A 25347-nucleotide genomic window follows, 5' to 3' on the forward strand; every position below is an offset into this window, starting at 1 on the left:
CCGCTGATTCCAGGTCATTGATCGTCACGTGAGTGTCCGTCCGGCCGTGTCCAGGATCTGGGCGACACCCGCCGCCCGCTCGGTCAGGTGCAGTCGCAGCACCGGTCGCTCCCGGCCGGCCAGGGCCCGCCGGTCGCCTGCGGCCTGGGCCGCCTGGAGCTGCGCGAAGGTATACGGACGACCGGGCACCTCCAGATCATCGGTGACCGCACCGGTGATCTGGAGGTGCCGGCCGTGCGGGTCGGTGTGGTGCGTCCGGCGCGGTCCCCAGCCGAAGGTGACCGGGCGTCCGGCGGCCCGCGCCAGCAGCGGGCGCAGCCCGGCGACCGCCGCGTCGGCGTGCCGGTCGAGGTACGCGGTCACCACGAGGTGCTCCCGTTCGCCGAGCCCGTCGAGCAGCCACCGCAGCGCGCCGGCCAGGTCGGCCGGGGCGCCGCTCGGGGCGTACACCTCGATCGCGCCCTCGACCGACGACGGCGGCCCGCCCTCCGGCGCTTCGTCGGCCGGCACGGCGGCGGGCGCCGCGAACGGGTCGGTCCGCAGCGTCACCGCGGCGGTCGCGGCCGCGTAGGCCCAGGCGAGCAGGTGCGCGCCGAGCGGGCCGTTAACCGCGACGTCGGCGGCTACGCCCGGTCCGACACCGGCGCCGAGGGCGCCGCCGAGCCCGACTGTGAGCACGCCCGGACCGGTGGCGCCGGGGGAGTCGGGGGACTCCACGACCACCGGCAGCAGCCGCCCACCGGTGGCGTCGGCGAGCAACGCGCCGGCCCAGCGGCCCAGGCCGTCGAGGCCGGTGCCGTCGGGGACCAGCGCGACGGTGTGCCGGCCGGCACCGGCCGCCGCGCCCAGGGCCGCGCCGAGCGCCAGGGCCGGGTTGTCCCGGTCCCGGTCCAGCGCGCCGGTGAGCGCCTCGGCCTCGTCCAGCACCTCGGCCACCGGCGCGCCGGCCAGCGCCGCCGGGACCAGTCCGAACGCGGTGAGGGCGGCCCACGGCCCGGCCACGTCCGGTTCGGCCGGGATCACCACCGCGCCCAGCTCGTCGGCGCGCGCCGCGAGTTCCGAGCCGGGCTCGGTGACCACCACGACGTGCCGGGCGGCATCGGGGCCCTCGCCCGCCCACGCCCGCCGGTAGGCGCGCAGGTGGGCGTCGGTGGTCCGGTCGAGACCGTGCCGGGCGGCGAGCACCAGGAGGGTACGCGCCGGGCGGTCGGCGAGCGCGGCCCGGACCGGCCCCGGATCGGCGGTGCCGAGCACTGTCACCGGCCGGCCCAGGCACTCGGCGAGCACCTCGGCGGCGAGCGTGTCGCCGCCGGCGCCGGCCAGCACCACGTGGTCCAGGTCGTCCAGCTCGGCGGCCAGTTCGGCGAGCTGGGGGAGCAGGTCCCGGCTGTGCCGGTGGGCGTGCAGCCAGCCCAGCCGGGTGAGGGCCGCCGCCTCGGCGGCGGGCCCCCAGAGGGCCGGGTCCGCGGCGGCGAGCCGGGCCGGCACGTCGTGGGAGACGAGCGTGGCGCGCGCGGACGCGCCGACGGCGTCCGCGCCGCGCACGGCCAGACCGGCGGCCATGTCCGCCCGCCCGGCCAGCAGATCACTCACGGCGCCAGCCCCGGCTCGCTCACGGCAACCACCTCACCCGTTCCAGGCTACGGCGCGACGCGTCCCGGGGCCCGGCCCCGGGACGCGTCGGACGCCGTCGGTCACGCGTTGCCGCCGGCCTGCTGCGCCGCCTGCGCGTTCTCCCCGGCGGCCCGGTGCGGGCTGCCCGAACCCTTGGCCGCCTCGGCGAGGGACTTCTTGACCCCCTCCAGCAGCTCCACCCAGCTCGCCTCGAACTTCTCCACGCCCTCGCGCTCCAGCGTGGCGATCACGTCGGACAGGTCGACGCCCACCGACTGGAGGTCGGCGAAGACCTGGCGGGCGTCGTCGTACGCGACGGTGACGGTGTCCGCCTTCGTCTCGCCGTGCTCGGCGTACGCGTGGATGACCGGCTCCGGCATGGTGTTGACAGTGCCGGGGGCGATCAGCTCCTCGACGTAGACGACGTCCCGGTAGTCCGGGTTCTTCGTCGACGTGGAGGCCCACAGCGGGCGCTGCGGGTGGGCGCCCGCGTCGGCCAGCTTCTGCCAGCGGGCAGAGGAGAACACCTCGCCGTAGCGCTCGTACGCCAGCCGGGCGTTGGCGACGGCGGCCTTGCCGCGCAGCGCCTTGGCCTGGTCGGAGCCGATCTTCTCCAGCCGCTTGTCCACCTCGCTGTCGACCCGGGAGACGAAGAACGAGGCGACCGAGCCGATCTTCGACAGGTCGTGCCCGTTCGCCTGCGCCTGCTCGAGGCCGGCCAGGAAGGCGTCCATCACCTGCGAGTACCGGTCCAGGCCGAAGATCAGCGTGACGTTGACGCTGATCCCCTCGGCGAGCGTCGCGGTGATCGCGGGCAGACCCTCCTCGGTGGCCGGGATCTTGATGAACAGGTTCGGCCGGTCGACCAGCCACCACAGCGCCTTGGCCTCGGCGACGGTCTTCGCCGCGTCGTGCGCCGAGCGGGGGTCCACCTCGATCGACACGCGGCCGTCCACGCCGCCGCTGGCGTCGTACGACGGGCGCATCACGTCGCAGGCCCACCGCACGTCGTACGTGGTGAGCATGCGGACCGCCTCCTCCACGTCCACGCCGCGTACGGCGAGGTCGCGAAGCTGCCAGTCGTACTCGTCGGCGTCGCTCAACGCCTTCGCGAAGATCGTCGGGTTGGTGGTCACCCCGGCGACGTGGCTCTCCCGGCGCAGCTTGTCCAGCCCGCCGGAACTCAGCCGTACCCGGGAAAGATCGTCCAGCCAGATCGCCACACCGGCGTTCTGGAGCTCACTCAGCCTGTCCGTCATGACGTCCACGCTCCCCTCAGTTGCCGGTCGTGAAACCGGTGATGTCTCCCACCCGGGTCAGCGCCGCGTGCGCGGCGGCCACGATCCGGTCGGGGGTGAACCCGAACTGCTCGAAGAGCACGGTGTGCGGCGCGCTGGCGCCGTAGTGCTCGATGCTCACGCACTCGCCGCTGTCGCCGACGATCGCCCGCCACGACATCGCGATGCCCGCCTCCACGCTCACCCGTGCCTTTACCCCGCGCGGCAGCACCGACTCCCGGTACGCCTCGTCCTGGGCGAAGAACCACTCCTGGCAGGGCATGGAGACGACCCGGGTGGGGGTGCCGTCGGCCTCCAGCCGCTCCCGCGCGGTGAGGCAGAGCTGTACCTCGGAGCCGGTGCCGACCAGGATCACCTGCGGCTTGCCGTTCGACGCCTCGGCCAGCACGTACCCGCCCTTGGCGACGCCCTCGGCACCGCCCAGGTCGGTGCGGTCGAACGTCGGCAGCGCCTGGCGGCTGAGCGCCAGCGCGGTCGGCCGGTCGGTGTGCTCCAGCGCCTGCCGCCACGCCCAGACCGTCTCGTTGGCGTCGGCCGGGCGGACCACGTCCAGGCCGGGGATGGCCCGCAGCGCGGTCAGGTGCTCGATCGGCTGGTGCGTCGGGCCGTCCTCGCCGAGACCGATCGAGTCGTGCGTCCAGACGTACGTCACCGGCAGCTTCATCAGCGCGGCCAGCCGCACCGCCGGGCGCATGTAGTCGCTGAACACCAGGAACGTGCCGCCGTACGGGCGGGTGCCGCCGTGCAGGGCGATGCCGTTGAGGATCGCGCCCATGGCGTGCTCGCGGATGCCGAAGTGCAGCGTGCGGCCGTACTCGTCACCCGGGAAGTCCTTGGTGGCGTGTGCCGCCGGGACGAACGACCGCTCGCCCTTCATGGTGGTGTTGTTGCTCTCGGCCAGGTCGGCCGAGCCGCCCCACAGCTCGGGCAGCACCGGCGCGAGGGCCTCCAGGATCTTGCCGGAGGCGGCCCGGCTGGCGAGGCCCTTGGCGTCCGCGCCGAAGGTGGGCAGCGCGTCGGTCCAGCCGGTGGGCAGGGTACGGGTGGACATCCGGTCCCACAGCGCCTTGCGCTCCGGGTCGGCCTGGGCCCACGCGTCGAACCGGGTGGTCCACTCGGCCTGCTCCTGTGCGCCGCGCTCCATCACCTGACGGGCGTGCTTGAGCACCTCCTCGTCAACGGCGAAGGTGCGCTGCGGGTCGAAGCCGAGGATCTCCTTGGTGGCCTTCACCTCGTCCGCGCCGAGCGCCGAACCGTGGATCTTGCCGGTGTTCTGCTTGTTCGGCGCCGGCCAGCCGATGATCGTGCGCAGCGCGATGAACGACGGCCGGCCGGTCTCCGCCTTGGCGGCCAGCAGCGCCTCGTACAGCGCCTCCACGTCCTCGTGGTAGTCGCCCTGGTCGGCGTCGCCGCGGCGCCAGTCGACGGTCTGCACGTGCCAGCCGTACGCCTCGTAGCGGGCCGCCACGTCCTCGCTCTTGGCGATGCGGGTGTCGTCCTCGATCGAGATCTCGTTGTCGTCGTAGATCACGCAGAGGTTGCCGAGCTGCTGGTGGCCGGCGAGCGCGCTGGCCTCGTGGGTGATGCCCTCCTCGATGTCGCCGTCGGAGGCGATGCACCAGATGTCGTGCCGGAACGGGGAGTCGGCGCGGTCCGGCTCGGGATCGAACAGGCCGCGCTCGCGGCGGGCGGCCATGGCCATGCCGACCGCGTTGCCGAGGCCCTGACCGAGCGGCCCGGTGGTGGTCTCGACGCCCGGGGTGTGGCCGTGCTCCGGGTGGCCCGGGGTGAGCGAGCCCCACTGGCGCAGCGCCTTGAGGTCGTCCAGCGCCAGCGGGTAGCCGGAGAGGAAGAGCTGGATGTAGAGCGTCAGGCTGGAGTGGCCGGCGGAGAGCACGAACCGGTCGCGTCCGGCCCAGTTCGGGTCGGCGGGGTTGTGGCGCATGACCCGGTTGAAGAGCAGGTACGCCACCGGGGCGAGGCTCATCGCCGTCCCGGGGTGGCCGTTGCCGGATTTCTCCACGGCGTCCATGGCCAGCACGCGGACCGTGTCGACGGCCCTGCGGTCGAGGTCGGACCAGTTGAGAGCGGGAAGCTCGGGTCGGTTGGCAGCCACGATGGTTGTGCTCCTCGGCAGATGGGCGGAACCCTCACTGATGACCCTATCGAGCGGTGCTAAACGTCCGCCCGGGGATCTCGGCATGCTGTTCTGTACGGATCGCGCACGTCCGGCCGTTCAACCCCAGGTGTGACGGCTCGCACCGTTGCCGGGTCCACGGGGCAGCCAAAACGACGCCGCGTAGTGTGTGGGGCGGTGTGTGGACCCGCAGCGGTCCGGGCCGAACGACCTCCCCCGCCGATGCCGGAAGGTGGCAATCCGTGAGCATGATCACCGAGCGCCCCGTCAGCACCCCTGCCGGGCAGTCGCCGGTGGGCGCGGTGGCGGAGGCGCCGGCGAGCGGCCGGCGGGACGTGCGTGCCGTGGTGGCGGCGTACGTGACGCTGACCAAGCCGCGGATCGTCGAGCTGCTGCTGGTGACCACAGTGCCGGCGATGATGCTCGCCCACGGCGGGATGCCGTCGCTGTGGCTGGTCGCCGTGGTGCTGGTCGGCGGGTCGCTGGCGGCCGGCGCGGCGAGCGTCATCAACTGCTACATCGACCGCGACATCGACCAGCTCATGCGGCGCACCAAGCGCCGCCCGCTGCCCGCGCACACCGTGTCGCCGCGCAACGCGCTGGTCTTCGGCCTGGTGCTGGCCGCCGTCTCGGTGGCGCTGATGGCGGCGGCGACGAACTGGCCGGCGACACTGCTGACGCTGGCCGCGATCGCCTACTACGACCTGGTCTACACGCTGTGGCTGAAGCGGACCACGGCCGCCAACACGTTCTGGGGCGGCATCTGCGGGGCCGCGCCGGTGCTGATCGGCTGGGCCGCGGTGACCGGTTCGCTGGCGCCGGCGGCGTGGGGCCTGTTCGCTGTGGTCTTCTTCTGGCAGATGCCGCACTTCTACGCGCTGGCGATCAAGTACAAGGCCGACTACGCCCGTGCCGGTGTGCCGATGCTGCCGGTGGTGGCCTCGGTCCGGCGGGTCAACGCCGAGATCATCGGCTTCTCCTGGCTGACGGTGCTCTCCTCGCTGGCGGTGTGGCCGCTCGGGATGAGCCCGATCTACGGGGTGACCGCACTCGTGGTCGGCGGGATCTTCCTCGTCGAGGCGCACAAGCTGTGCCGGCGCGCGACACGCGGTGAGGCGGTCAAGCCGATGCGGCTGTTCCACTGGTCCACCACGTACCTCACGATCCTCTTCGCGGCCGTCGCGCTCGACGCGCTCATCTGACCCGCCCGTCCGGCCGTTCATCAGAAATTTTTCTCGGGATTTCCCGGGGGTTCAACCCGGACAGATTGTGACGATCCCGCCTGTCCGTTTCGCCGATAGATAAGCGACATGTGCGGGCGAATTGCCTGTGGTTCTCCTTAAACCGATGGGTAATTGGCATCACATTCAGTTCATGGTTCTCGCACATCCGGGTGGAACTCTGCTTAGGCTTCGCGTCATGGCAGATGGTTCCGATACGACGCTGACGGCTGACAAGACCGCCGAGCAGGCCTCCAACGGCCTGGTCGCGGGCATCAAGTCGTTCGCCGCCGGGCACGGCGGCGCGAAGGCGGTCATCGAGTACGTCGGCAAGCGCGGCGCACGGATCGTCCTCGTGGGTTCCGACGGGGTATGGGCAGACCAGTTCGCCGACGGCACGGACGTCGCGCGGCAGGCCTGCGCCAAGGCCGGGGTCGACGTCGAGAACGCCTGGGAGCGTGAACTGATGGACCAGATGCGTCCGAGCAACGACCTGTGGCGGTCGATGGCCCGGCGCACGATGGCCCGTTGACACATATCGAATGACCAACCACCACCAGTCGACCCGGGGGAGACCCCGGGTCGCTTTCGTCACCTGCGCCGAGCTGCCCGACCTCGACCCGGACGACCGGCTCGCGCTCGGCCCGCTCGCCGCCCGCGGCGTCGCCGTCGAAATCGTCGTCTGGGACGACCCGGCCGTCGACTGGTCCGGCTACGACCTGGTCGTGCTCCGGTCCCCGTGGGACTACGCGCGGCGCCGGGACGAGTTCGTGGCCTGGGCGCGCACCGTGCCGGCACTGGTCAACCCGGCCGACGTGGTCGCCTGGAACACCGACAAGCGCTACCTGTCCGAGCTGGCCGCCGCCGGTGTGCCCACCGTCCCGACTCAGTGGGTCGAGCCGGGGCGGGCGTGGACGCCGCCGGCCGGGGGCGAGTACGTGATCAAGCCGGCGGTCAGCGCGGGCAGCCGGGACACCGGCCGCTACGACCTGACCGGCCCGGAGCACCGCGAGCTGGCGGTGGCCCACGTCCGGCGGCTCTGCGACGCCGGGCGGGTCGCCATGGTCCAGCCGTACCTCGACGCGGTGGACACCGCCGGGGAGACCGCGCTGCTGTTCCTGGCCGGCCCCGGCGGCCCGGCGTTCAGCCACGCGATCCGCAAGGGTCCGATGCTGACCGGGCCGGACCTGGGCGAGGTCGCGCTCTACAAGGAGGAGCGGATCGACGCCCGCTCCGCCACGACGGAGCAGCGTGCCGTGGCCGAGAAGGTGCTCGCGGTGGTGCCCGGCGGCCCGGACCGGCTGCTGTACGCCCGCGTCGACCTGATCCCCGGCCCGGACGGCGAGCCCGTGCTGGTCGAGCTGGAGCTGACCGAGCCGAGCCTGTTCGTCGGGTACGCCGACGGCGCCCCGGAGCGGCTCGCCGACGCGGTGCTCACCCACCTGGCCCGCCGCCGCTGACCGTCCCGACTGGCCGCGGCTGTGGCGAGCGCGCTGGCCCTGGCGGCGTCCTGGCCTCGGCAGCGGGACCGCGACCCGCCCGGCCGCGGACGCAGCTCGCCGACCCTGACCGGCTGCCCGCCGGAGCGCCACCCATCCACACTGACCAGAAGAACACCCACCCGACGCGGTGCAAGGCTGTCTCGGGCTGTCGAGGCACCCATACCGTTCCACCCGCTGTCTGCTGGTGCCCGGGTGGAACGGTATGGGTGTCTCAAGAGGGTCCAGGCACCCATCGCGTTCCACTCGCGGTCCGTCCCTCCCGTGAGTGGAACGCGATGGGTGTCACGAGGGTCTCCCTGGCGGCGCGTCTGCCGCCCGTCGCCGCCATCGTGCTGCTCGGCCTGCACGTCACCTGGCTGCTGCACCGCGATCGCGATCTCTGGCGCTGATCGTCGCGCACGCGGTCAGCGACGGCAGCCCGGTCGTGCTGTCGTCGCCACCGACGCCGGCCCGGCTGAACCGGAGCCGCCCGAGCCGCCCGAGCCGCCTGAGCCGCCTGAGCCGCCTGAGCCGCCTGGGCGGCCGGGAGGTCAGTCTCGGTCGCTGTGGTTGCGCGCCCAGCGACCGCCGATCGGCGGCGTGTCCAGCCGCAGCGCGGCCTCGGTGCCGGCCAGGTCGTTGTCCTCGAACGCGCAGGAGACGCAACTGCCCGCCTCGGTGACCCAGATCCCGTACGCCTGGGTGTCGGCGTCCCGGTGCCAGATCCGGTTGCCGCGCACGGTGGCCGAGTCGAACGGCGCGGCGATCGTGATGCCGCCGCACGCCGGCGGACCGTCCGGCAGCTCGTACGACGTACCGGGCCCCGGTGTGGCCGCGTTCCACCCGGTGGAGCCGTCCGGGCGTACCTCGGCCAGGGAGAGCCGGTCGGCGCTGTTGTCGGATACCACGGCGTCGCGGGAGCCGACCCGCACCACCTTGCCCCGGTGCCCGCCGGCCGGCCAGTCGGCGTTGCCGTCGGTGACCTCGCGCGGGCCGTAGCGCACCGCGTCGCCGGAGCCGGAGCAGGCCGGCGCGGAGCGGCGGCCGTTGTCCCGGATCCGGTTCCCGACGATCGACGTGTCGAGCATCGGCCGGTCGATCCGGATGCCGTCCAGCGCGTTCTCCCGGATGTCGTTGTCCTGGATCACCACGTCGGCCGCCGCGCCCCGGTAGCCGTGGCCCAGGTCGTGCTCGTGGTAGCCGAAACCGCCGTTGCGGCTGATCCGGTTGCCCTGCACCGCGTACGGGCCGGGGGTGTTGCCCATGCTGATGCCGTCGCCGACGTTGGAGTCGATCACGCAGCCGGTGAGCAGGCCGCCGCGCCCGGCCACCCCCGCGGTGCCGTTGCCCGACACGTCGAAGCCGGCCTCCAGGTTGTTGGTCATGGTGCAGCCGGAGACGATCAGCCCGTCCGCGCCCCAGTCCGAGATGCCGAACCGGTTGGCCTGGCTGTGGCAGCCGATGATCCGGATGCCGCGTGGCGGGGTCCAGTAGTCCTTCTGCAGCTCCAGGAAGATGCCGTTTGTGCCGTTGCCGATGGTGGTGCAGTTGGCGATGGTGAGGCGCTCCACGTCGCCCCAGCCGCCGATGCCGACGCCGATCCCGGCGCCGCCCATCTGGTCGCCGTTGTCCAGCCGGCCGCACCCCACCACGACCACCCCGTCGATCAGGCCGTCCTGGAGGAAGTCGCAGCCCAGTCCGGTCGCGCCGGTGTGGTGGATGTAGAGGTTGCGGAACACGCCGCGCACCACGTACTGCAGGCCCAGCCCCTTGGCCAGGTAGTCGTAGGACGTCTGGGCCACGCCCGAGCCGTCGATCTCGAAGTCGGCGAACGTGCAGTCGGCGATGTGCCGGTCCCGGTCCGCGCCGTGCTGCACCGTGGTCCAGAAGGCGAGCGGGACCGGTGCGCTGCGGTTGCCCTCGTTGCTGAGCAGGAAGCGGGTCGCCGCCGGCCCGGCGCCGAGCAGCGAGACGCCGCTGCGCCAGACGGTGCCGGCGTCCCGGATCGAGTACAGCCCGGGCGGGCAGTAGATCACCCGGGCCCGGCCGTCGGCGTCGTACCCGGCGCCCAGGTGGTCCACCAGCGCCGCCAGGGCCGGCTGGTCGTTGGTGACCCCGTCGCCGGTCAGGCCGTGCTCGCGGGCGTCGCACCACAGCGGCGCGCCCGCGACCGGGGTCAGCCGTTGCGGCGTCATGGTGGAGAGGCTCTTGCGCGACACGGGATCTCCCTCGGGCGGGCGGTCGGTGGCCCGGACCGCTTTCCCGCTCCCGCCGCGCGGTAACGCCCCCGCTCAGGCGGCGGCGCCCACCCGTTGCGCGGCGGGCGCGGCCGGTGCCTCAGGGGCGGCCGGCAGCCGCTCCCGGGTCGCCCGGAGCGCGCCCAGGGTGGCCAGCAGCACCAGGCACGAGCCGAGCATGTGCGCGCCGACCAGCAGGGCGGGCAGATTGGTGAAGTACTGGACGAAGCCGATCACGCCCTGACCCAGCTCGACCGCGATCAGCACCGCGGCCGCCCGCGCCGCCCGCGCCGCGCCGACCGCCCGGAACGCGAAGTACATCGCCACCGACAGGCCGATCAGCAGGAAGACGCCGTCGGCGTGCACCTGGGAGATCGCGGCCGGATCCAGGCCGTTGCGGGCCGCGCCGTGGTCGCCGGCGTGCGGTCCGCTGCCGGTCACCCACGTGCCGACCACCAGCACCGAGGCGCTGACCGCCGTGGTGATCCAGGCGAGGGTACGCAGCGGTGCCGGCACGGTCGGCGTGACCGGCCCGTCCGGCTCCTGGACGCGCCGCCAGAGCGCGTACGCGGCGGCGATAACCGCCATCGAGGCGAGGAAGTGCAGTCCGACCACCCACGGGTTGAGGTCGGTGAGCACGGTGATGCCACCGAGGACCGCCTGGGCGGGGATGCCGAAGAGCACGCCCACGGCCAGCGGCAGCGTCCCGCGGCGGCGGGGGCGGTGCGCCAGCACGGCCAGCACCACGGCGAGCGCGATGATCCCGACGGCGAAGGTGAGCAGCCGGTTGCCGAACTCGATCACCCCGTGCACGCCCATCTCGGCGGTGGTGGTGTAGGAGTCGTCGGTGCACCGGGGCCAGGTGGGGCAGCCGAGGCCGGAGGCGGTGAGCCGGACGGCCCCGCCGGTGACCACGATCGCGACGTTCGCGATGATCGAGGCGAGCGCGAGGCGGCGCAGCAGCGTGGCGGAGACCGGAAACCGGACGGATCGCTTCACGGAGCGAATCCTACGCACCGTAGTTGATCCCGATCGGGTGACTCCGGCCGCCCGGTGGTCGGAATCACCGGACCCCGGGTTTGCGGGCCCTCCGCGAATTACGTAACGTTGCCGTTGTGAAAAACGCGGCGGCGCTCTCCCGGACGCCGGTGACCGATCCGGTCGCCGGTGGTTCGCGCGCACGTCGCAGCGTACGGCCCGGCGAGCGGGAGGCCGTACCGGCCGACCTGTCGACCCGAGACCGGGTCACCCAGCTGCTGCTGGAACGTGGTTCCACCACCGCCGCGCAGCTCGGCTCGGCGCTCGGCCTGAGCCCGGCCGCGATCCGCCGGCACCTCGACGCGATGCTCGCCGACGGTGACGTGGTCGCCCGCGACCAGACCGTGCGCGGCAGCCGCGGGCGTGGCCGGCCGGCCAAGGTCTTCGCGCTCACCGAGGCGGGCCGCGGTCGCTGCGGCACCCACCACTACGACAACATGGCCACCGCCGCGCTGCGCTGGATCGCCCGCACCGGCGGCACCGAGGCGGTCGCGGCGTTCGCGGCCGAGCAGGTCTCCGCGCTGGAGGCCCGCTGCCGGGCGGCCATGGAGGACGCCGGAGACGCCCCGCTCGCGCGGGCGGAGGCGCTCGCCGGCGCACTGACCGCCGAGGGTTACGCTGCGAACGCGTCCACGATCGCCTCCGGCGGCCAGCTCTGTCAGCACCACTGCCCGGTGGCGCACGTGGCCGCCGAGTTCCCTCAGCTGTGCGAGGCCGAGACCGAAGTGATCTCCCGTCTGGTCGGCACTCACGTACAGCGCCTAGCCACCATCGCGCACGGCGACGGCGTGTGCACCACGCACATTCCCGCCCAGTCCGGTTCCACCGTCACCACTGTGAGGACAGATAGATGACCGAGCAGATCGTCCAGCCCCTGACCCAGGAGGAGCAGCTCGCCGCCCTCGGTCGTTACGAGTACGGCTGGGCCGACCCCGACGTCGCCGGGGCCTCCGCCCAGCGCGGCCTCAACGAGGCGGTGGTCCGGGACATCTCGGCCAAGAAGAACGAGCCGGCCTGGATGCTCGACCTGCGGCTCAAGGGCCTGCGCCTGTTCGACCGCAAGCCGATGCCGAACTGGGGCGCCGACCTCACCGGGATCGACTTCGACAACATCAAGTACTTCGTCCGGTCCACCGAGAAGCAGGCCACCTCCTGGGAGGACCTGCCCGAGGACATCAAGAACACCTACGACAAGCTCGGCATCCCGGAGGCGGAGAAGCAGCGCCTGGTCGCCGGCGTCGCCGCGCAGTACGAGTCCGAGGTGGTCTACCACCAGATCCGTGAGGACCTGGAGGAGCAGGGCGTCGTCTTCCTCGACACCGACACCGCGCTCAGGGAGCACGAGGACCTGTTCAAGGAGTACTTCGGCACGGTCATCCCGGTCGGCGACAACAAGTTCGCCGCGCTGAACACCTCCGTCTGGTCCGGTGGCTCGTTCATCTACGTGCCGAAGGGCGTGCACGTGGACATCCCGCTGCAGGCCTACTTCCGGATCAACACGGAGAACATGGGCCAGTTCGAGCGGACGCTGATCATCGTCGACGAGGGCGCATACGTGCACTACGTCGAGGGTTGCACCGCGCCCATCTACTCCTCCGACTCGCTGCACAGCGCCGTCGTGGAGATCATCGTCAAGAAGAACGCCCGGTGCCGGTACACGACCATCCAGAACTGGTCGAACAACGTCTACAACCTGGTCACCAAGCGCGCCGTGTGCCACGAGGGCGCGACCATGGAGTGGGTCGACGGCAACATCGGCTCCAAGGTCACCATGAAGTACCCGGCGGTCTACATGACCGGCGAGCACGCCAAGGGCGAGGTGCTCTCGGTGGCCATGGCCGGTGAGGGCCAGCACCAGGACGCCGGCGCCAAGATGGTGCACGCCGCGCCGCACACCTCCTCGACCATCGTGTCGAAGTCGATCGCCCGGGGCGGCGGCCGCACCTCGTACCGCGGTCTGGTGCAGGTGCTGGAGGGCTCGACCAGCAGCAAGAGCACCGTGAAGTGCGACGCGCTCCTGGTCGACACGATCTCCCGCTCCGACACCTACCCGTACGTCGACATCCGCGAGGACGACGTGTCGATGGGGCACGAGGCGACCGTCTCCAAGGTCAGCGACGACCAGCTCTTCTACCTGATGAGCCGGGGCCTGAGCGAGGACGAGGCGATGGCGATGATCGTGCGCGGCTTCATCGAGCCGATCGCCAAGGAGCTCCCGATGGAGTACGCGCTGGAGCTCAACCGCCTGATCGAGCTGCAGATGGAAGGTGCGGTCGGCTGACCTGGCCGCCCTCCGGTTAATGACACCGTCGTCGCACAACAGACCAAGGAAGAGATGACTACCCAGGCTTCCGCGCCGCCCACGACCAAGTCGCAGGCGCTCCGCTCGTACGACGTCGCCGACTTCCCGGCCCTGACCGGCCTGGAGGAGGAGTGGCGCTTCACCCCGCTCAAGCGCCTGCGCGGCCTGGCCGCGCAGGCGCAGGGCGCGACCGGCGCGGTCCGGCACGAGTACGGTGACCTGCCCGAGGGCGTCACCGTCGACCGGATCGGCCGGGACGACCCCCGGGTGGGCAGCGTCCTCACCCCGTTCGACCGGGTCAGCGCGCTCGCGTACGGCGGGGCCGACGGTGCGCTGCTGGTGCGCGTCGACCGCGACGTGGTGGTGGAGCGGCCGGTGCGCCTGCGGGTGGTCGGCGAGAACGCCGAGGCGCCCGCCTTCGGCCACACCTTCGTCGAGGTGGACCGGTTCGCCGAGGCCACCGTGGTGATCGAGCACGTCGGCTCGGCCACGCTGGCCGACAACGTCGAGGTGTCGGTGGGCGACGGGGCGAAGCTGATCCTGGTCACCGTCGCCGACTGGGCCGACGACGCGGTGCAGGCGCAGCACCTCAAGGTGCGGCTGGGCCGCGACGCCCGGATCCTGCACGTGCAGGTCAGCCTCGGCGGCGACCTGGTCCGGCAGTACACGTCGGTGGAGTACACCGGCCGCGGCGGCGAGGCCGAGCTGTACGGCGTCTACTTCGCCGACTCCGGCCAGCACCTGGAGCACCGGCAGCTGGTCGACCACACCGTGCCGGACTGCCGCAGCAACGTCGGCTACCGGGGCGCGCTGCAGGGCCACGACGCGCACACGGTCTGGGTCGGCGACGTGCTGATCCGCGCCGAGGCGACGGGCACCGACACGTACGAGATCAACCGGAACCTGCTGCTCACCGACGGCGCGCGGGCCGACTCCGTTCCCAACCTGGAGATCGAGACCGGCGAGATCGCCGGCGCCGGGCACGCCAGCGCGACCGGCCGGTTCGACGACGAGCAGCTGTTCTACCTGATGGCCCGGGGCATCCCGGAGGCCGAGGCGCGGCGCCTGGTGGTACGCGGCTTCTTCGCCGAGCTGATCAACAAGATCCCGGTCGAGGACCTGCGCGAGCGCCTGGGCGACGCCATCGAGGCCCGGCTGGCGAAGGCCGGCGCCTGATGCGCAAGATCTGCTCCACCGAGGACGTGTCGAAGGGCACCGCGATCAGCGCCGACGTGGACGGCGTGCAGGTCGCGATCGTGCACGGCGAGGACGACGTGTTCTACGCGGTGCACGACGAGTGCTCGCACGCCGCCGTGGCGCTGTCCGAGGGCGAGGTCGAGGGCTGCACGCTGGAATGCTGGCTGCACGGATCCCGTTTCGACCTGCGTACCGGTGAGCCCACCGGGCTGCCCGCCACCGAACCCGTACCCGTCTATTCCGTCGAAGTCCGCGACGGCGACATCTACCTTTCCGTGGACGGCGACGGCCGTCCGCTGCCGAGCAATGGAGTGACCCGCTGATGAGCACCCTGGAGATCCGCGACCTGAAGGTGTCGGTCAAGCTGCCCGAGGGTGAGCTCAAGCCGATCCTGCACGGGGTCGACCTGACCGTGCGCTCCGGTGAGACGCACGCGATCATGGGCCCGAACGGCTCCGGCAAGTCCACGCTGGCGTACTCGATCGCCGGTCACCCGAAGTACGAGATCACCGGCGGTGAGGTGACCCTCGACGGCGAGGACGTGCTGTCCATGTCCGTCGACGAGCGCGCCCGCGCCGGTCTCTTCCTGGCCATGCAGTACCCGGTCGAGGTCCCCGGCGTGTCGGTGGCCAACTTCCTGCGTACCGCCAAGACCGCCCTCGACGGCGAGGCGCCGAAGCTGCGCACCTGGGCCGGCGAGCTGCGCGGCGCGATGGAGAAGCTCCAGATGGACCCGGCGTTCGCCCAGCGCAACGTCAACGAGGGCTTCTCCGGCGGTGAGAAGAAGCGGCACGAGATCGTGCAGCTGGAGCTGCTCAAGCCGAAGATGGCGATCCTCGACGAGACCGACTCCGGCCTGGACGTGGACGCGCTGCGCGTGGTCAGCGAGGGCGTGAACCGGGTGCGCGACACCGGCGACACCGGGCTGTTGCTGATCACCCACTACACCCGCATCCTGCGCTACATCAAGCCCGACTTCGTGCACGTCTTCGTGGCCGGCCGGATCGTCGAGCAGGGCGGCCGGGAACTGGCCGACAAGCTCGAGGAAGAGGGCTACGAGCGGTACGTCGCCGGGGCCGGCGCGGCGCGGGCCTGAGACTCGACATGACCTCGATGGCCATCCCGGCGGGCATGCCGCAGTACGCCGACGTGCCCCGCTTCGACGTGGCGAAGGTGCGGGCCGACTTCCCGATCCTCGACCGGGAGGTCAACGGTCACCCGCTCGTCTACCTGGACAGCGCGAACACCTCGCACAAGCCGCGGCAGGTGCTCGACGTGCTCGCCGAGCACTACGCCCTGCACAACGCCAACGTGTCGCGCTCGGTGCACACGCTGGGTACCGAGGCGACCGAGGCGTACGAGGGCGCGCGGGCCAAGATCGCCGCGTTCGTCAACGCGCCGAGCGTGGACGAGGTGGTGTTCACCAAGAACTCCACCGAGGCGATCAACATCGTGGCGTACGCGTTCTCCAACGCCTCGCTGCGCGCGGACGGCGACCCGCGGTTCCGGCTCGGTCCCGGCGACGAGATCGTGATCTCCGAGATGGAGCACCACTCGAACATCGTCCCGTGGCAGCTGCTGGCGGAGCGCACCGGCGCGACGCTGCGCTGGTTCCCGGTCACCGACCAGGGGCGGCTCGACGAGTCCGGCCTGGACGACCTGGTCACCGAGCGGACGAAGATCGTCTCGCTGGTGCACATGTCGAACATCCTCGGCACCGTCAACGCCACCTCGCGGATCACCGCGCGGGTCCGCGAGGTCGGCGCGTTGCTGCTGCTCGACTGCTCGCAGTCGGTGCCGCACCTGCCGATGGACGTGGTCGGCTACGACGCCGACTTCATCGTCTTCACCGGGCACAAGATGTGCGGCCCGACCGGCATCGGTGTGCTCTGGGGCCGGGGCGAGCTGCTCGCCGCGATGCCCCCGGTGATGGGTGGCGGCTCGATGATCGAGACGGTGACGATGGCGGGCTCGACGTTCGCCGCGCCGCCGGCCCGGTTCGAGGCGGGCACCCCGCCGATCGCCGAGGCGGTGGCGCTCGGCGCTGCGGTGGACTACCTCACCGCGGTCGGCATGCCGGCCATCCAGTGGCACGAGAAGGAGCTGACGGCGTACGCGCTGGACGCCCTCGCCACAGTGCCCGGTCTGCGGATCTTCGGTCCGACGGTGCCGGTGGGCCGGGGCGGGACGATCTCGTTCGCGCTCGGCGACGTGCACCCGCACGACGTCGGGCAGGTGCTCGACGCGCTCGGCGTGCAGGTGCGGGTGGGCCACCACTGCGCCAGGCCGGTGTGCACCCGCTTCAGAGTGCCGGCCATGACGCGGGCGTCGTTCTACCTCTACACCACCACCGCGGAGATCGACGCCCTGGTGGCGGGTCTGGAGCAGGTGCGGAAGGTGTTTCAGTGATGCAGCTTGAGTCTCTCTACCAGGACATCATCCTGGACCACTACAAGCACCCGCACGGCCGCGGCCTGCGGGAGGCCACGGACCCGGCCGCCCGGGTCGGCGAGGCGCACCACGTCAACCCGACCTGCGGCGACGAGATCACCGTACGGGTGACGACCGACGGCAGCGTGTTCACCGACATCTCGTACGACGGGATGGGCTGCTCGATCAGCCAGGCGTCGGCGAGCGTCCTGCACGAGCTGCTGCGCGGCAGGGCCGCGAGCGACGCCGCTGTGGTGCACGAGGCGTTCGTGGAGTTGATGTCCGGGCGTGGCCAGGTCACGCCGGACGAGGACGTGCTCGGAGACGGGGTGGCGTTCGCGGGTGTCGCGCGCTACCCGGCCCGGGTGAAGTGCGCGTTGTTGTCGTGGATGGCGTTCAAGGACGCCGCGGCACGCGCCGGGGTGGGCGTGAGCCCGGAGGTGAAGGCATGACCGACGAGACGAACACGACTCCCGAGACCGGCGCGGTGGCGACCGAGGGTGCCGCGGCGCCGGCCGGCGGCAAGGCCGCGATCGGTGACATCGAGGAGGCGATGAAGGACGTCGTCGACCCCGAGCTGGGCATCAACGTGGTCGACCTGGGCCTGGTGTACGGCGTGCACGTCGACGACGAGAACGTCGCGACCCTGGACATGACGCTGACCTCGGCGGCCTGCCCGCTGACCGACGTGATCGAGGACCAGGCCCGGCAGGCGCTGACCACCGGTCCCGGCGGCGGGCTGGTCAACGACATCCGGATCAACTGGGTGTGGCTGCCGCCGTGGGGCCCCGACAAGATCACCGACGAGGGGCGCGACCAGCTCCGTTCCCTCGGCTTCAACGTCTGACCGACCCACAGTCACCACGTCGGACGCGGCACTCCTTCGGGGGTGCCGCGTCCGTCGTGTCTACGCCTCGGCCTTCGGTAACCAGGGAGCGAGCACGGCCGGGTCGGCGACGTCGAGCCGCACCTGTTCGCGCTCCTCGGCGGTCAGCGGAAGCGCCCGCAGCCGGGCGCCCCACTCGGGCACCCGCTGCCGTTCGGCCAGCAGGTCCGCCAGTTCGATCAACGCAGCCAGCACCTGCGCCCGCTCGACGGTCGGCGCCGCCTCGCCGTGGCGGCTCAGCCCGAGGATGAGTGCCCGGAAGGCGGCGCGGTCGTCGTTCTTGAACTCGCGCAGGATCCGCGCGTTGTCGAGCGCCCGGGCCAGTCCGTGCAACCGCTTCGACCCGCCGTACTCCAGCTCCGCCGGCTCGTCCCGCTGGATGAAGGTGATCGAGTTACCGGATGGATCGATCACGGTGAACCGCGAGGTGCCGGGGCGGTAGCGGGTCATCCGGGGCTGTCCCTTGACGAGCACCCGGCCGTAGGCGCGTCGCATCGCCTCGCTGAACGTCGCGTGGTACGGCGCGACCGCGTCGACCATCACCACGCAGCCCCCGGTCCTCTCCGCCGACGGGTCGACGCCCTCCGGCGCCCCGTTGTAGTTGAGGTCGAACCCGCTCCACCGGAACGCCAGGTACAGGTACGGCCTGGTCTGCTCGTAGGTCACCGTGAAGCCGAGGGCCGACCAGAACGCCAGCGTCTCCTCGGGCGACACGCAGTGCAGCATCGGCACCACGGTCTCGTTGCTGCGGACCTGCTCGTCGGTCATGGACACCCCATTCGGCCGGTGGTCGTACACCCGGCCATTGTGTGCGCGGCGCGACCCTGGACGCCCATGCCGGATGCGACAGACTTCCGGGCCGGGGCATGGCTAGCGTCCGCCTTTCCCGGAGGCGCAGACCCTGATCTGCGCGCCACGGAAACCAGAGGCGCGTCAGCCGCGATCGGGCCAGAATGACGCCATGATCGAGGCGTACCCGAAGCAGGCTTCTGTCCGTGCGGCCACCGCCGCGCGTCGACAGCGCGACCTGCCGGCCGCCTCGACCGGTCGCCCGCCGTCGTGACCGGCGCGTTCCTGGCCTCGGCGAGTTGGCAACTGCTCGTGGCCGGCGGCGGTTCGGTGGTGGGCCGGGTGCTGGCCGGCCCGCGCGGGCGGTTGGTCACCGGCCTGGTGTCCAGCGCGCTGATCGCCGGCCTCGCGGTCGCCACCCTGCTGTCCGGTTGAACCGCGTACCGTCGTGCCATGAGCAGCCGACCCGCAGCCGGAGGCGGCCGGTGGGTCGACGTGGACCCGGCCCGCGTCGCCCGCTGGGTCGAGGGCTTCACCGACCGGCACGGCCCGCCGGCGACGACCGTCCAGGAGTACGGGCTGCTGCTCACCGCCCCGGACGGCGCCACCGCCGAGCTGCACACCCCGCCCGGCGCGAGCGCGTCGGCGGACGTACCCGGATTCGTCGCTTCCGCCACGGCGGCCCGCCGGCTCGGCCTGCTCCTGGCCCGCAAGGGCGCGGTCGCCCTCGGTGTCGCCGACGGCACCGACCTGGTGGTCTCCAAGGTGGACACCAGGTACGTGCAGGGGCGCACCGCCGCCGGTGGCTGGTCCCAGCAGCGGTTCGCCCGGCGGCGCGACAACCAGGCGAAGGCCGCCCTGGGCGACGCGGCTGAGCTGGCCGTACGCCTGCTGCTGCCGGAGGCGGCCACGCTGGCGGCGCTGGTGTGCGGCGGCGACCGGCGGGCGGTGGACACGGTGCTGGCCGACCGGCGGCTGGCCCCGCTCGCGGCGCTGCGCGCGGCGCGCCTGCTCGACGTGCCGGAGCCCCGGCACGCGGTGCTGGTGGCGGCCGTGGCCGCCGCCCGGGCGGTCCACATCCTGGTCCGCTGAACCGGAAAGATCGGTCGATCCTGCTCGCCGGTAGTGCATCGAATCGACTCGATGCATAGGGTCGGTGTCACGAAGCGGCGGGTCTCCGGGCGACCCGCGGGGCAGCTTCGCCTACGCCATCACGCACCGACATCGTTGGGAGAGAACAACTCCATGAGCGGATATCAGGACGGCCGGCTGCGGGCCCGGTGGCGCCGTGCGACGAAACTCCTCGTCGCGGCGGCGGCGATGAGCGCCGGAAGCCTCGTGCTCACCACCGCACTCACGGCCGGCACGGCGAACGCGGCTGCCGGCCCGGTCGAGCGCGCCGCGCTCGCCGCGCTCGCCGCGCCCACCGTAGCCAGCGTCACCACGGGCGGCGCGCACACGTGCGCGATCAGCACCGGCGGGGGACTGTGGTGCTGGGGCTCGAACTACGGCGGCCAGCTCGGTGACGGGACCACCACGAACCGCGGCACCCCGGCCCGGGTCGGCACCGCCACCTGGACGAACGTCGACGCCGGCTCGGGGCACACCTGCGCGGTCCGCACGGACGGGACGCTGTGGTGCTGGGGCTCGAACTTCCGGGGCCAGCTCGGCGACGGGACCACCACCAGCCGCAGCGCCCCGGTGCAGGTCGGCACCGCCACCACCTGGGCCGGAGTCGATGCCGGCCCCACGCACACCTGCGCGATCCGCACCGACGGCACGCTCTGGTGCTGGGGCTTCAACCGGACCACGCAGCTGGGCGTCGGCACCTCGCCGTACGTGGCGAACACCCCGTTGCAGGTCGGTACGGCGACCGACTGGGTGAGCGTCTCGACCGGTTTCGGGCACACCTGCGGTATCCGGACCGGCGGCACGCTCTGGTGTTGGGGGTCCAGCTCGGACGGGCAGCTCGGGCTCGGCAACCTGGCTCCCCAGACGGCGCCCGCGCAGGTCGGCACCGCGACCGGCTGGACCGGCGTCACGGCCGGATACGCGCACACCTGCGGGATCCGGTCCGGCGCGTTGTGGTGCTGGGGTGAGAACGGGTACGGGCAGCTCGGCGTGAGCGGCACGTACCGGACCGCGCCGGTGCAGATCGGCGCCGCCACCACGTGGACCCGGATCGCCGCCGGCAGTGACACGTCCTGCGCGTCGCGTACCGACGGCACCCTGTGGTGCTGGGGCAAGAACTCGGGCGGCCAGGTGGGCGACGGCAGCACCACCCACCGGTTCGCGCCCGTCCAGGTCGGCACCGCCACCACCTGGACCGGCGGGCTCGCGGTCACCGACCACGGCTGCGGGATCCGTACCGACGCCGCTCTGTGGTGCTGGGGCGACAACAGCGGGGGCCAGCTCGGCGACGGGACGACCGTCAACCGGTCCACGCCGGGCCAGGTGACACTGCCGGCCTGACCGGCCCCGGAGACGGACATCGGCCCGCACCGCCGGTCTGCGGCGGTGCGGGCCGATGCGCCCAGCGGGGATCAGACCCCGGCGCCGAAGGTGTCGCAGGACTTCGGGTCACCGGTGGTGTAGCCCTTGGTGAACCACTGCTTGCGCTGCTCGGAGGTGCCGTGGGTGAACTCGTCCGGGTTCACCGGCCGGCCGGAGCGCTTCTGGATGGCGTCGTCGCCGATCTTCTCGGCGGCGTCGATGGCCTGCGAGATGTCCTGCTCGGTGATGCTCTTGAAGATCTTCTGCCCGCGGTCGTCGGCGGTGCCGGTGGCGTTCTTCGCCCAGGCCCCGGCGTAGCAGTCGGCCTGGAGTTCCAGCTTCACCGACAGGGCGTTCGCGCTCTGCGGGTCGCGCTGCTGCTGGCGGCGCATCTGCGCCTCGGTGCCGAGCAGGTTCTGCACGTGGTGGCCGTACTCGTGGGCCAGCACGTACGGCTGGGCGAACTCGCCCTCGGCGCCGAGCTGGTCGGCCAGCAGCCGGTAGAACGTCAGGTCGATGTAGACCTGGTCGTCGGCCGGGCAGTAGAACGGGCCCACACCCGAGTCGGCGGCACCGCAGGCGGTGCTGACGTTCTGGCTGAAGAACACCGTCTTCGACGGCCGGTACTGCTCGCCGAACGCCTCCGGCATGGCGGTACGCCAGTACGCCTGGATCGAGTTGACGTACAGCGTGTTGCGGCAGTCGAGCTGCTCCAGCGCGTCCTGCGCCGAGCACTTCTGCTCCAGCGAGGTGTTGTCGCCCTGTTCGGAACCGCCGCCGCCGGTGGCGGCGTTGAGGCCGAAGCCGCCGCCCACCAGGGCGACGACCACGGCGATGATGATGCCCACGATGCCGCCCCGGCCGCCGCCGATCGGGATCGGAATGCCCATCCCGCCGCCTCCGCCGGAACCTCGCCGGTCGTCCACCTGGCTGGTGTCGACCCGCGCGTTCTCGTTCAGCTCCATGTTGACCCCGATCACCGATGTTTCCGTTTGAGGTGGTTGCGGTACCGGACCGGGTCCGGACGGCGAATTCGGTACCCGATGATCTTGCGCGGTAATCCGGGCGAGAGAGTCCGCGCGGCCCGGTACACTTGTCTCGTGCTGCGCTGCGAAGGCTGAACGGCCCCGCGCCGACGGGAAATCACCACCCGCCGGCGCTTTCGCGTGCCCTGAATCAGCCCTTCCGGACCCGAGAGCGAGTACTCCGAAATGATCACTGCCACCGGCCTGGAACTGCGCGCCGGTTCCCGGATCCTGCTGTCCGACACCACCCTGCGGGTGCAGCCGGGGGACCGGATCGGCCTGGTCGGCCGCAACGGCGCCGGCAAGACCACCACGCTCAAGGTGCTCGCCGGGGAGGGGCAGCCGTACGGCGGCCAGATCGAGCGGCGCAGCGCCATCGGCTACCTGCCGCAGGACCCGCGTACCGGCGACCTGGACGTCACCGGCCGGGACCGGGTGCTCTCCGCCCGCGGCCTGGACGTGCTGATGGCGCAGATGAAGGAGCTGGAGGAGAAGCTCGCCGAGGGTGCCGACGACGAGCGCCTGGTCCGCCGCTACGGCGCGCTTGAGGACCAGTTCGCCTCGCTCGGCGGCTACGCGGCCGAGGCCGAGGCGGCCCGGATCTGCGCCAACCTCGGCCTGCCCGACCGGGCCCTGGCCCAGACCATCGGCACGCTCTCCGGCGGTCAGCGCCGCCGCATCGAGCTGGCCCGGATCCTGTTCCGCGACGCCGGCGAGAACGGCGGCGGCATCCTGCTGCTCGACGAGCCCACGAACCACCTCGACGCCGACTCGATCACCTGGCTGCGCGGCTTCCTCGGCAACCACAAGGGCGGCCTGATCGTGATCTCCCACGACGCGTCGCTGCTGGAGGCGGTGGTCAACAAGGTCTGGTTCCTGGACGCCACCCGCTCCGTGGTCGACACGTACAACCTGGGCTGGAAGGCGTACCTGGAGGCGCGGGAGACCGACGAGCGCCGCCGCCGCCGGGAGCGCGCGAACGCCGAGAAGAAGGCCGGCGCCCTGATGGCGCAGGCGGACAAGATGCGGGCCAAGGCCACCAAGACCGTCGCCGCGCAGAACATGGCCCGGCGCGCCGAGCGCCTGCTCTCCGGCCTGGACGAGGTCCGCGTCGCGGACAAGGTCGCCAAGGTGCGGTTCCCGAGCCCCGCGCCGTGCGGCAAGACGCCGCTGACCGCGACCGGCCTGTCCAAGTCGTACGGGTCGCTGGAGATCTTCACCGACGTCGACGTGGCGGTGGACCGGGGTTCCCGGGTGGCCATCCTCGGCCTCAACGGCGCCGGCAAGACCACGCTGCTGCGGATGCTCGGCGGGCTGCTGGAGCCGGACACCGGCGAGGTACGCCCCGGGCACGGGCTGCGGCTGGGCTACTACGCCCAGGAGCACGAGACGCTCGACGTGGACCGGACGATCCTGGAGCACATGCGCAGCGCCGCGTCCGACCAGACCGACACCGACCTGCGCAAGATCCTCGGCGCGTTCCTGTTCTCCGGCGAGGACGTGGACAAGCCGGCCGGGGTGCTCTCCGGTGGCGAGAAGACCCGGCTGGCGCTGGCCACGCTGGTCTGCTCCGGCGCCAACGTGCTGCTGCTGGACGAGCCGACGAACAACCTCGACCCGGTCAGCCGCGAGCAGGTGCTCGACGCGATCGCCCGCTACCCGGGCGCTATCGTGCTGGTCACGCACGACCCGGGCGCGGTCACCGCGCTCAAGCCGGACCGCGCCATCCTGCTCCCCGACGGTGACGAGGACGCCTGGTCCGACGACCTGCTGGAGCTGGTCGAGCTGGCCTGACTGTCCCGCGCCGCCCGGCGGCGGTGTACCTGTCATCCGCGTGATCCACACCAGCTCGCCGACGTGGCGGTATCCGTAGCGCGGCGATGCGGCCACGTCGGGGAAACGGTGTCGGTTCTCCCGTGCGGGCGGTACGAATCAGCCGGTCGGAAGGATCACTCTATCGGGAAGCTGACATTGCGTAGCGTGTCGGTTGGCGAATAGTTGATATCTGGCGCATGATCGTTCGAGGCGGTCTAATAGGTGGGACCGTATCCGAACCGCACAGTCTGGGACGTGAGGAATCAGCATGGCAGCCACCGGCACAGCCACCAGCACTGAGAAGGGTCGCCGGATCGTCGGGGCCGAGCGCCAGACGCTCGCCAAAGACCTGGTAAAGCGGTACACCGGCGGAGAGAGCATCCGTGCTCTGGCGGCCTCGACCGGCCGTTCCTACGGGTTCATCCACCGGGTGCTCACCGAGTCCGGGGTGCAGCTGCGCCAGCGCGGCGGCGCCCGGCGCCGGAAGAAGGCGTGACCCGCCCCCCAGCGTCGTCCACCAGCGCGTCTCGGGGCGTCCGGTGACCGCCGAGACGACCGGAGTGCGCTTCGACTGCGACGGGCCGGTCGCGACGGTGACGTTGTGCCGGCCCGACGTGCTCAACGCACAGACCCCGGCGATGTGGCGCGCGATGAGCGACTTCTCCCGCGACCTGCCCGGCGACGTGCGCGTCGTCGTCGTACGCGCGGAGGGGCGCGCCTTCTCCGCGGGCCTGGACCTGGCGGTCGCCGGCGCGACCGGGCCGGGCTCCTTCGCCGAGCTGGCCGCGATGCCGGAGGCGGAGTGCGCCGACCGGATCGCCGCGTACCAGGACGGTTTCACCTGGCTGCACCGGCCGGACGTGGTGTCGATCGCCGCGGTGCAGGGCCACGCCATCGGCGCCGGCTTCCAGCTCGCGCTGGCCTGCGACATGCGGGTGCTCGCCGCCGACGCCAAGCTCTCGATGGCCGAGGTGACCCTCGGTCTGGTTCCCGACCTGGCCGGCACGCGCCGCCTGGTCGAGCTGGTCGGCTACTCCCGGGCGCTGGAGATCTGCGCCACCGGCCGGCGGATGGACGCCACCGAGGCGGACCGGATCGGCCTGGCCACGCTCGTGGTGCCCAACGACGAGCTGGACGGCGCCGTGCGTGATCTGTCCGCCGGGCTCCTCGCGAACAACCGGGACGCGATCATCGAGATCAAGGCGCTGCTCGCGGGCGCGGCCGGGCGCTCGCACGCCGAGCAGCAGCGCGCCGAGCGGGAGGCGCAGACCCGGCGGATCCGGGACCTGGCCGGGCGGGGCGAATAGCCGGCACGGCGATTGCGTAAGGACCGTCAGGGAAGATCTGGGTTACCCGCGAGGTTGTCACAGGCGTCGGGAGAATGG

Annotated in this window: 23 protein-coding genes and 1 pseudogene; 17 read left to right on the forward strand and 7 right to left on the reverse strand. The window is 72.1% G+C overall.

The features are described from left to right. Positions 1–24 precede the first annotated feature (24 nt). From C569_RS0123650 to tkt, 3 genes are all read right to left on the reverse strand, one after another. The gene (locus C569_RS0123650) at positions 25–1593 is read right to left on the reverse strand and encodes a glucose-6-phosphate isomerase (RefSeq protein ID WP_018788222.1); all 1569 of its coding nucleotides are present in this window, start codon (positions 1591–1593) and stop codon (positions 25–27) included. Between the two features lie 101 nt (positions 1594–1694). Continuing rightward, positions 1695–2873, reverse strand: a complete 1179-nt coding sequence (gene tal, locus C569_RS0123655; protein ID WP_026268566.1) for a transaldolase — start codon at positions 2871–2873, stop codon at positions 1695–1697. A 16-nt stretch (positions 2874–2889) separates the two neighbouring features. Next, positions 2890–5028, reverse strand: coding sequence for a transketolase (gene tkt / locus C569_RS0123660; protein ID WP_018788224.1), 2139 nt, complete (start codon positions 5026–5028; stop codon positions 2890–2892). Positions 5029–5291: 263 nt separating this feature from the next. Here tkt and C569_RS0123665 point away from each other — a divergent pair, with 263 nt between their 5' ends. From C569_RS0123665 to C569_RS0123675, 3 genes are all read left to right on the forward strand, one after another. Further along, entirely contained in the window at positions 5292–6251 is a 960-nt protein-coding gene (locus tag C569_RS0123665) for a heme o synthase (protein WP_026268567.1), read from the forward strand. Between the two features lie 217 nt (positions 6252–6468). After that, a complete protein-coding gene (locus C569_RS0123670; protein ID WP_018788226.1) occupies positions 6469–6801 on the forward strand; it encodes a hypothetical protein in 333 nt (110 codons plus the stop codon). Positions 6802–6811: 10 nt separating this feature from the next. Beyond that, positions 6812–7729, forward strand: a complete 918-nt coding sequence (locus C569_RS0123675) for a RimK family alpha-L-glutamate ligase (protein ID WP_018788227.1) — start codon at positions 6812–6814, stop codon at positions 7727–7729. A 572-nt stretch (positions 7730–8301) separates the two neighbouring features. Here C569_RS0123675 and C569_RS0123685 read toward each other — a convergent pair. Next, a complete protein-coding gene (locus C569_RS0123685) occupies positions 8302–9969 on the reverse strand; it encodes a right-handed parallel beta-helix repeat-containing protein (protein ID WP_018788229.1) in 1668 nt (555 codons plus the stop codon). Between the two features lie 72 nt (positions 9970–10041). Further along, on the reverse strand, positions 10042–11004 hold the full coding sequence (locus C569_RS0123690) for a heme A synthase (RefSeq protein WP_026268568.1): 963 nt from the start codon (positions 11002–11004) through the stop codon (positions 10042–10044). Positions 11005–11102: 98 nt separating this feature from the next. Here C569_RS0123690 and C569_RS0123695 point away from each other — a divergent pair, with 98 nt between their 5' ends. The 8 genes from C569_RS0123695 to C569_RS0123730 are packed head-to-tail and all read left to right on the forward strand — an operon-like array spanning position 11103 to position 17801. Beyond that, positions 11103–11879, forward strand: coding sequence for a metalloregulator ArsR/SmtB family transcription factor (locus C569_RS0123695; protein ID WP_026268569.1), 777 nt, complete (start codon positions 11103–11105; stop codon positions 11877–11879). Further along, positions 11876–13306 carry a Fe-S cluster assembly protein SufB gene (gene sufB / locus C569_RS0123700; protein ID WP_018788232.1) on the forward strand — a complete coding sequence of 477 codons (1431 nt, stop codon included), beginning with the start codon at positions 11876–11878 and terminating at the stop codon, positions 13304–13306. Before C569_RS0123695 ends, sufB begins: the two co-directional genes overlap by 4 nt. A gap of 54 nt (positions 13307–13360) precedes the next feature. After that, positions 13361–14503: a Fe-S cluster assembly protein SufD gene (sufD, locus tag C569_RS0123705; protein ID WP_018788233.1), complete on the forward strand. Its 1143-nt coding sequence runs from the start codon at positions 13361–13363 to the stop codon at positions 14501–14503. Continuing rightward, a complete protein-coding gene (locus tag C569_RS0123710; RefSeq protein WP_018788234.1) occupies positions 14503–14847 on the forward strand; it encodes a non-heme iron oxygenase ferredoxin subunit in 345 nt (114 codons plus the stop codon). The genes sufD and C569_RS0123710 overlap by 1 nt, the downstream gene beginning before the upstream one ends. After that, complete coding sequence (gene sufC, locus C569_RS0123715) at positions 14847–15620, forward strand: Fe-S cluster assembly ATPase SufC (protein WP_018788235.1); 774 nt, start codon at positions 14847–14849, stop codon at positions 15618–15620. The genes C569_RS0123710 and sufC overlap by 1 nt, the downstream gene beginning before the upstream one ends. 8 nt (positions 15621–15628) lie before the next feature. Beyond that, complete coding sequence (locus C569_RS0123720) at positions 15629–16933, forward strand: cysteine desulfurase (protein ID WP_018788236.1); 1305 nt, start codon at positions 15629–15631, stop codon at positions 16931–16933. Next, the gene (gene sufU, locus C569_RS0123725) at positions 16933–17406 is read left to right on the forward strand and encodes a Fe-S cluster assembly sulfur transfer protein SufU (protein WP_018788237.1); all 474 of its coding nucleotides are present in this window, start codon (positions 16933–16935) and stop codon (positions 17404–17406) included. The genes C569_RS0123720 and sufU overlap by 1 nt, the downstream gene beginning before the upstream one ends. Beyond that, positions 17403–17801: a metal-sulfur cluster assembly factor gene (locus C569_RS0123730; protein WP_018788238.1), complete on the forward strand. Its 399-nt coding sequence runs from the start codon at positions 17403–17405 to the stop codon at positions 17799–17801. The genes sufU and C569_RS0123730 overlap by 4 nt, the downstream gene beginning before the upstream one ends. A gap of 60 nt (positions 17802–17861) precedes the next feature. On the opposite strand, the gene C569_RS0123735 is transcribed toward C569_RS0123730, so the two are convergent. Then, on the reverse strand, positions 17862–18608 hold the full coding sequence (locus tag C569_RS0123735) for a hypothetical protein (RefSeq protein WP_018788239.1): 747 nt from the start codon (positions 18606–18608) through the stop codon (positions 17862–17864). Positions 18609–18848: 240 nt separating this feature from the next. Here C569_RS0123735 and C569_RS32605 point away from each other — a divergent pair. From C569_RS32605 to C569_RS0123750, 3 genes and pseudogenes are all read left to right on the forward strand, one after another. Next, positions 18849–19064: pseudogene (locus C569_RS32605) on the forward strand (lysine transporter LysE); the annotation flags it as partial. Between the two features lie 18 nt (positions 19065–19082). Further along, a complete protein-coding gene (locus C569_RS0123745; RefSeq protein WP_018788241.1) occupies positions 19083–19721 on the forward strand; it encodes an acVLRF1 family peptidyl-tRNA hydrolase in 639 nt (212 codons plus the stop codon). Positions 19722–19874: 153 nt separating this feature from the next. Further along, on the forward strand, positions 19875–21101 hold the full coding sequence (locus C569_RS0123750; protein WP_018788242.1) for a hypothetical protein: 1227 nt from the start codon (positions 19875–19877) through the stop codon (positions 21099–21101). 71 nt (positions 21102–21172) lie between these two features. Here C569_RS0123750 and C569_RS0123755 read toward each other — a convergent pair whose 3' ends face one another. After that, complete coding sequence (locus tag C569_RS0123755) at positions 21173–22087, reverse strand: neutral zinc metallopeptidase (protein ID WP_026268571.1); 915 nt, start codon at positions 22085–22087, stop codon at positions 21173–21175. A 246-nt stretch (positions 22088–22333) separates the two neighbouring features. Between C569_RS0123755 and C569_RS0123760 the strand changes: the two genes are divergently transcribed. From C569_RS0123760 to C569_RS0123770, 3 genes are all read left to right on the forward strand, one after another. Continuing rightward, the gene (locus tag C569_RS0123760; RefSeq protein WP_018788244.1) at positions 22334–23941 is read left to right on the forward strand and encodes an ABC-F family ATP-binding cassette domain-containing protein; all 1608 of its coding nucleotides are present in this window, start codon (positions 22334–22336) and stop codon (positions 23939–23941) included. A gap of 289 nt (positions 23942–24230) precedes the next feature. Then, positions 24231–24458 carry a helix-turn-helix domain-containing protein gene (locus tag C569_RS0123765; RefSeq protein WP_007072022.1) on the forward strand — a complete coding sequence of 76 codons (228 nt, stop codon included), beginning with the start codon at positions 24231–24233 and terminating at the stop codon, positions 24456–24458. Between the two features lie 43 nt (positions 24459–24501). Further along, on the forward strand, positions 24502–25269 hold the full coding sequence (locus tag C569_RS0123770) for an enoyl-CoA hydratase/isomerase family protein (protein ID WP_018788245.1): 768 nt from the start codon (positions 24502–24504) through the stop codon (positions 25267–25269). Positions 25270–25347: the final 78 nt, after the last annotated feature.

The sequence above is a fragment of the Micromonospora sp. CNB394 genome (assembly GCF_000374985.1).
GTDB lineage: Bacteria > Actinomycetota > Actinomycetes > Mycobacteriales > Micromonosporaceae > Micromonospora > Micromonospora marina.

Coding starts and splice junctions, on each gene's coding strand:
- tal (WP_026268566.1), bottom strand. CDS start 2,873: ATGACGGACAGGCTGAGTGAGCTCCAGAACGCCGGTGTGGCGATCTGG.
- C569_RS0123670 (WP_018788226.1), top strand. CDS start 6,469: ATGGCAGATGGTTCCGATACGACGCTGACGGCTGACAAGACCGCCGAG.
- C569_RS0123675 (WP_018788227.1), top strand. CDS start 6,812: ATGACCAACCACCACCAGTCGACCCGGGGGAGACCCCGGGTCGCTTTC.
- sufB (WP_018788232.1), top strand. CDS start 11,876: ATGACCGAGCAGATCGTCCAGCCCCTGACCCAGGAGGAGCAGCTCGCC.
- sufD (WP_018788233.1), top strand. CDS start 13,361: ATGACTACCCAGGCTTCCGCGCCGCCCACGACCAAGTCGCAGGCGCTC.
- C569_RS0123710 (WP_018788234.1), top strand. CDS start 14,503: ATGCGCAAGATCTGCTCCACCGAGGACGTGTCGAAGGGCACCGCGATC.
- sufC (WP_018788235.1), top strand. CDS start 14,847: ATGAGCACCCTGGAGATCCGCGACCTGAAGGTGTCGGTCAAGCTGCCC.
- C569_RS0123720 (WP_018788236.1), top strand. CDS start 15,629: ATGACCTCGATGGCCATCCCGGCGGGCATGCCGCAGTACGCCGACGTG.
- sufU (WP_018788237.1), top strand. CDS start 16,933: ATGCAGCTTGAGTCTCTCTACCAGGACATCATCCTGGACCACTACAAG.
- C569_RS0123730 (WP_018788238.1), top strand. CDS start 17,403: ATGACCGACGAGACGAACACGACTCCCGAGACCGGCGCGGTGGCGACC.
- C569_RS0123735 (WP_018788239.1), bottom strand. CDS start 18,608: ATGACCGACGAGCAGGTCCGCAGCAACGAGACCGTGGTGCCGATGCTG.
- C569_RS0123745 (WP_018788241.1), top strand. CDS start 19,083: ATGAGCAGCCGACCCGCAGCCGGAGGCGGCCGGTGGGTCGACGTGGAC.
- C569_RS0123750 (WP_018788242.1), top strand. CDS start 19,875: ATGAGCGGATATCAGGACGGCCGGCTGCGGGCCCGGTGGCGCCGTGCG.
- C569_RS0123755 (WP_026268571.1), bottom strand. CDS start 22,087: ATGGAGCTGAACGAGAACGCGCGGGTCGACACCAGCCAGGTGGACGAC.
- C569_RS0123760 (WP_018788244.1), top strand. CDS start 22,334: ATGATCACTGCCACCGGCCTGGAACTGCGCGCCGGTTCCCGGATCCTG.
- C569_RS0123765 (WP_007072022.1), top strand. CDS start 24,231: ATGGCAGCCACCGGCACAGCCACCAGCACTGAGAAGGGTCGCCGGATC.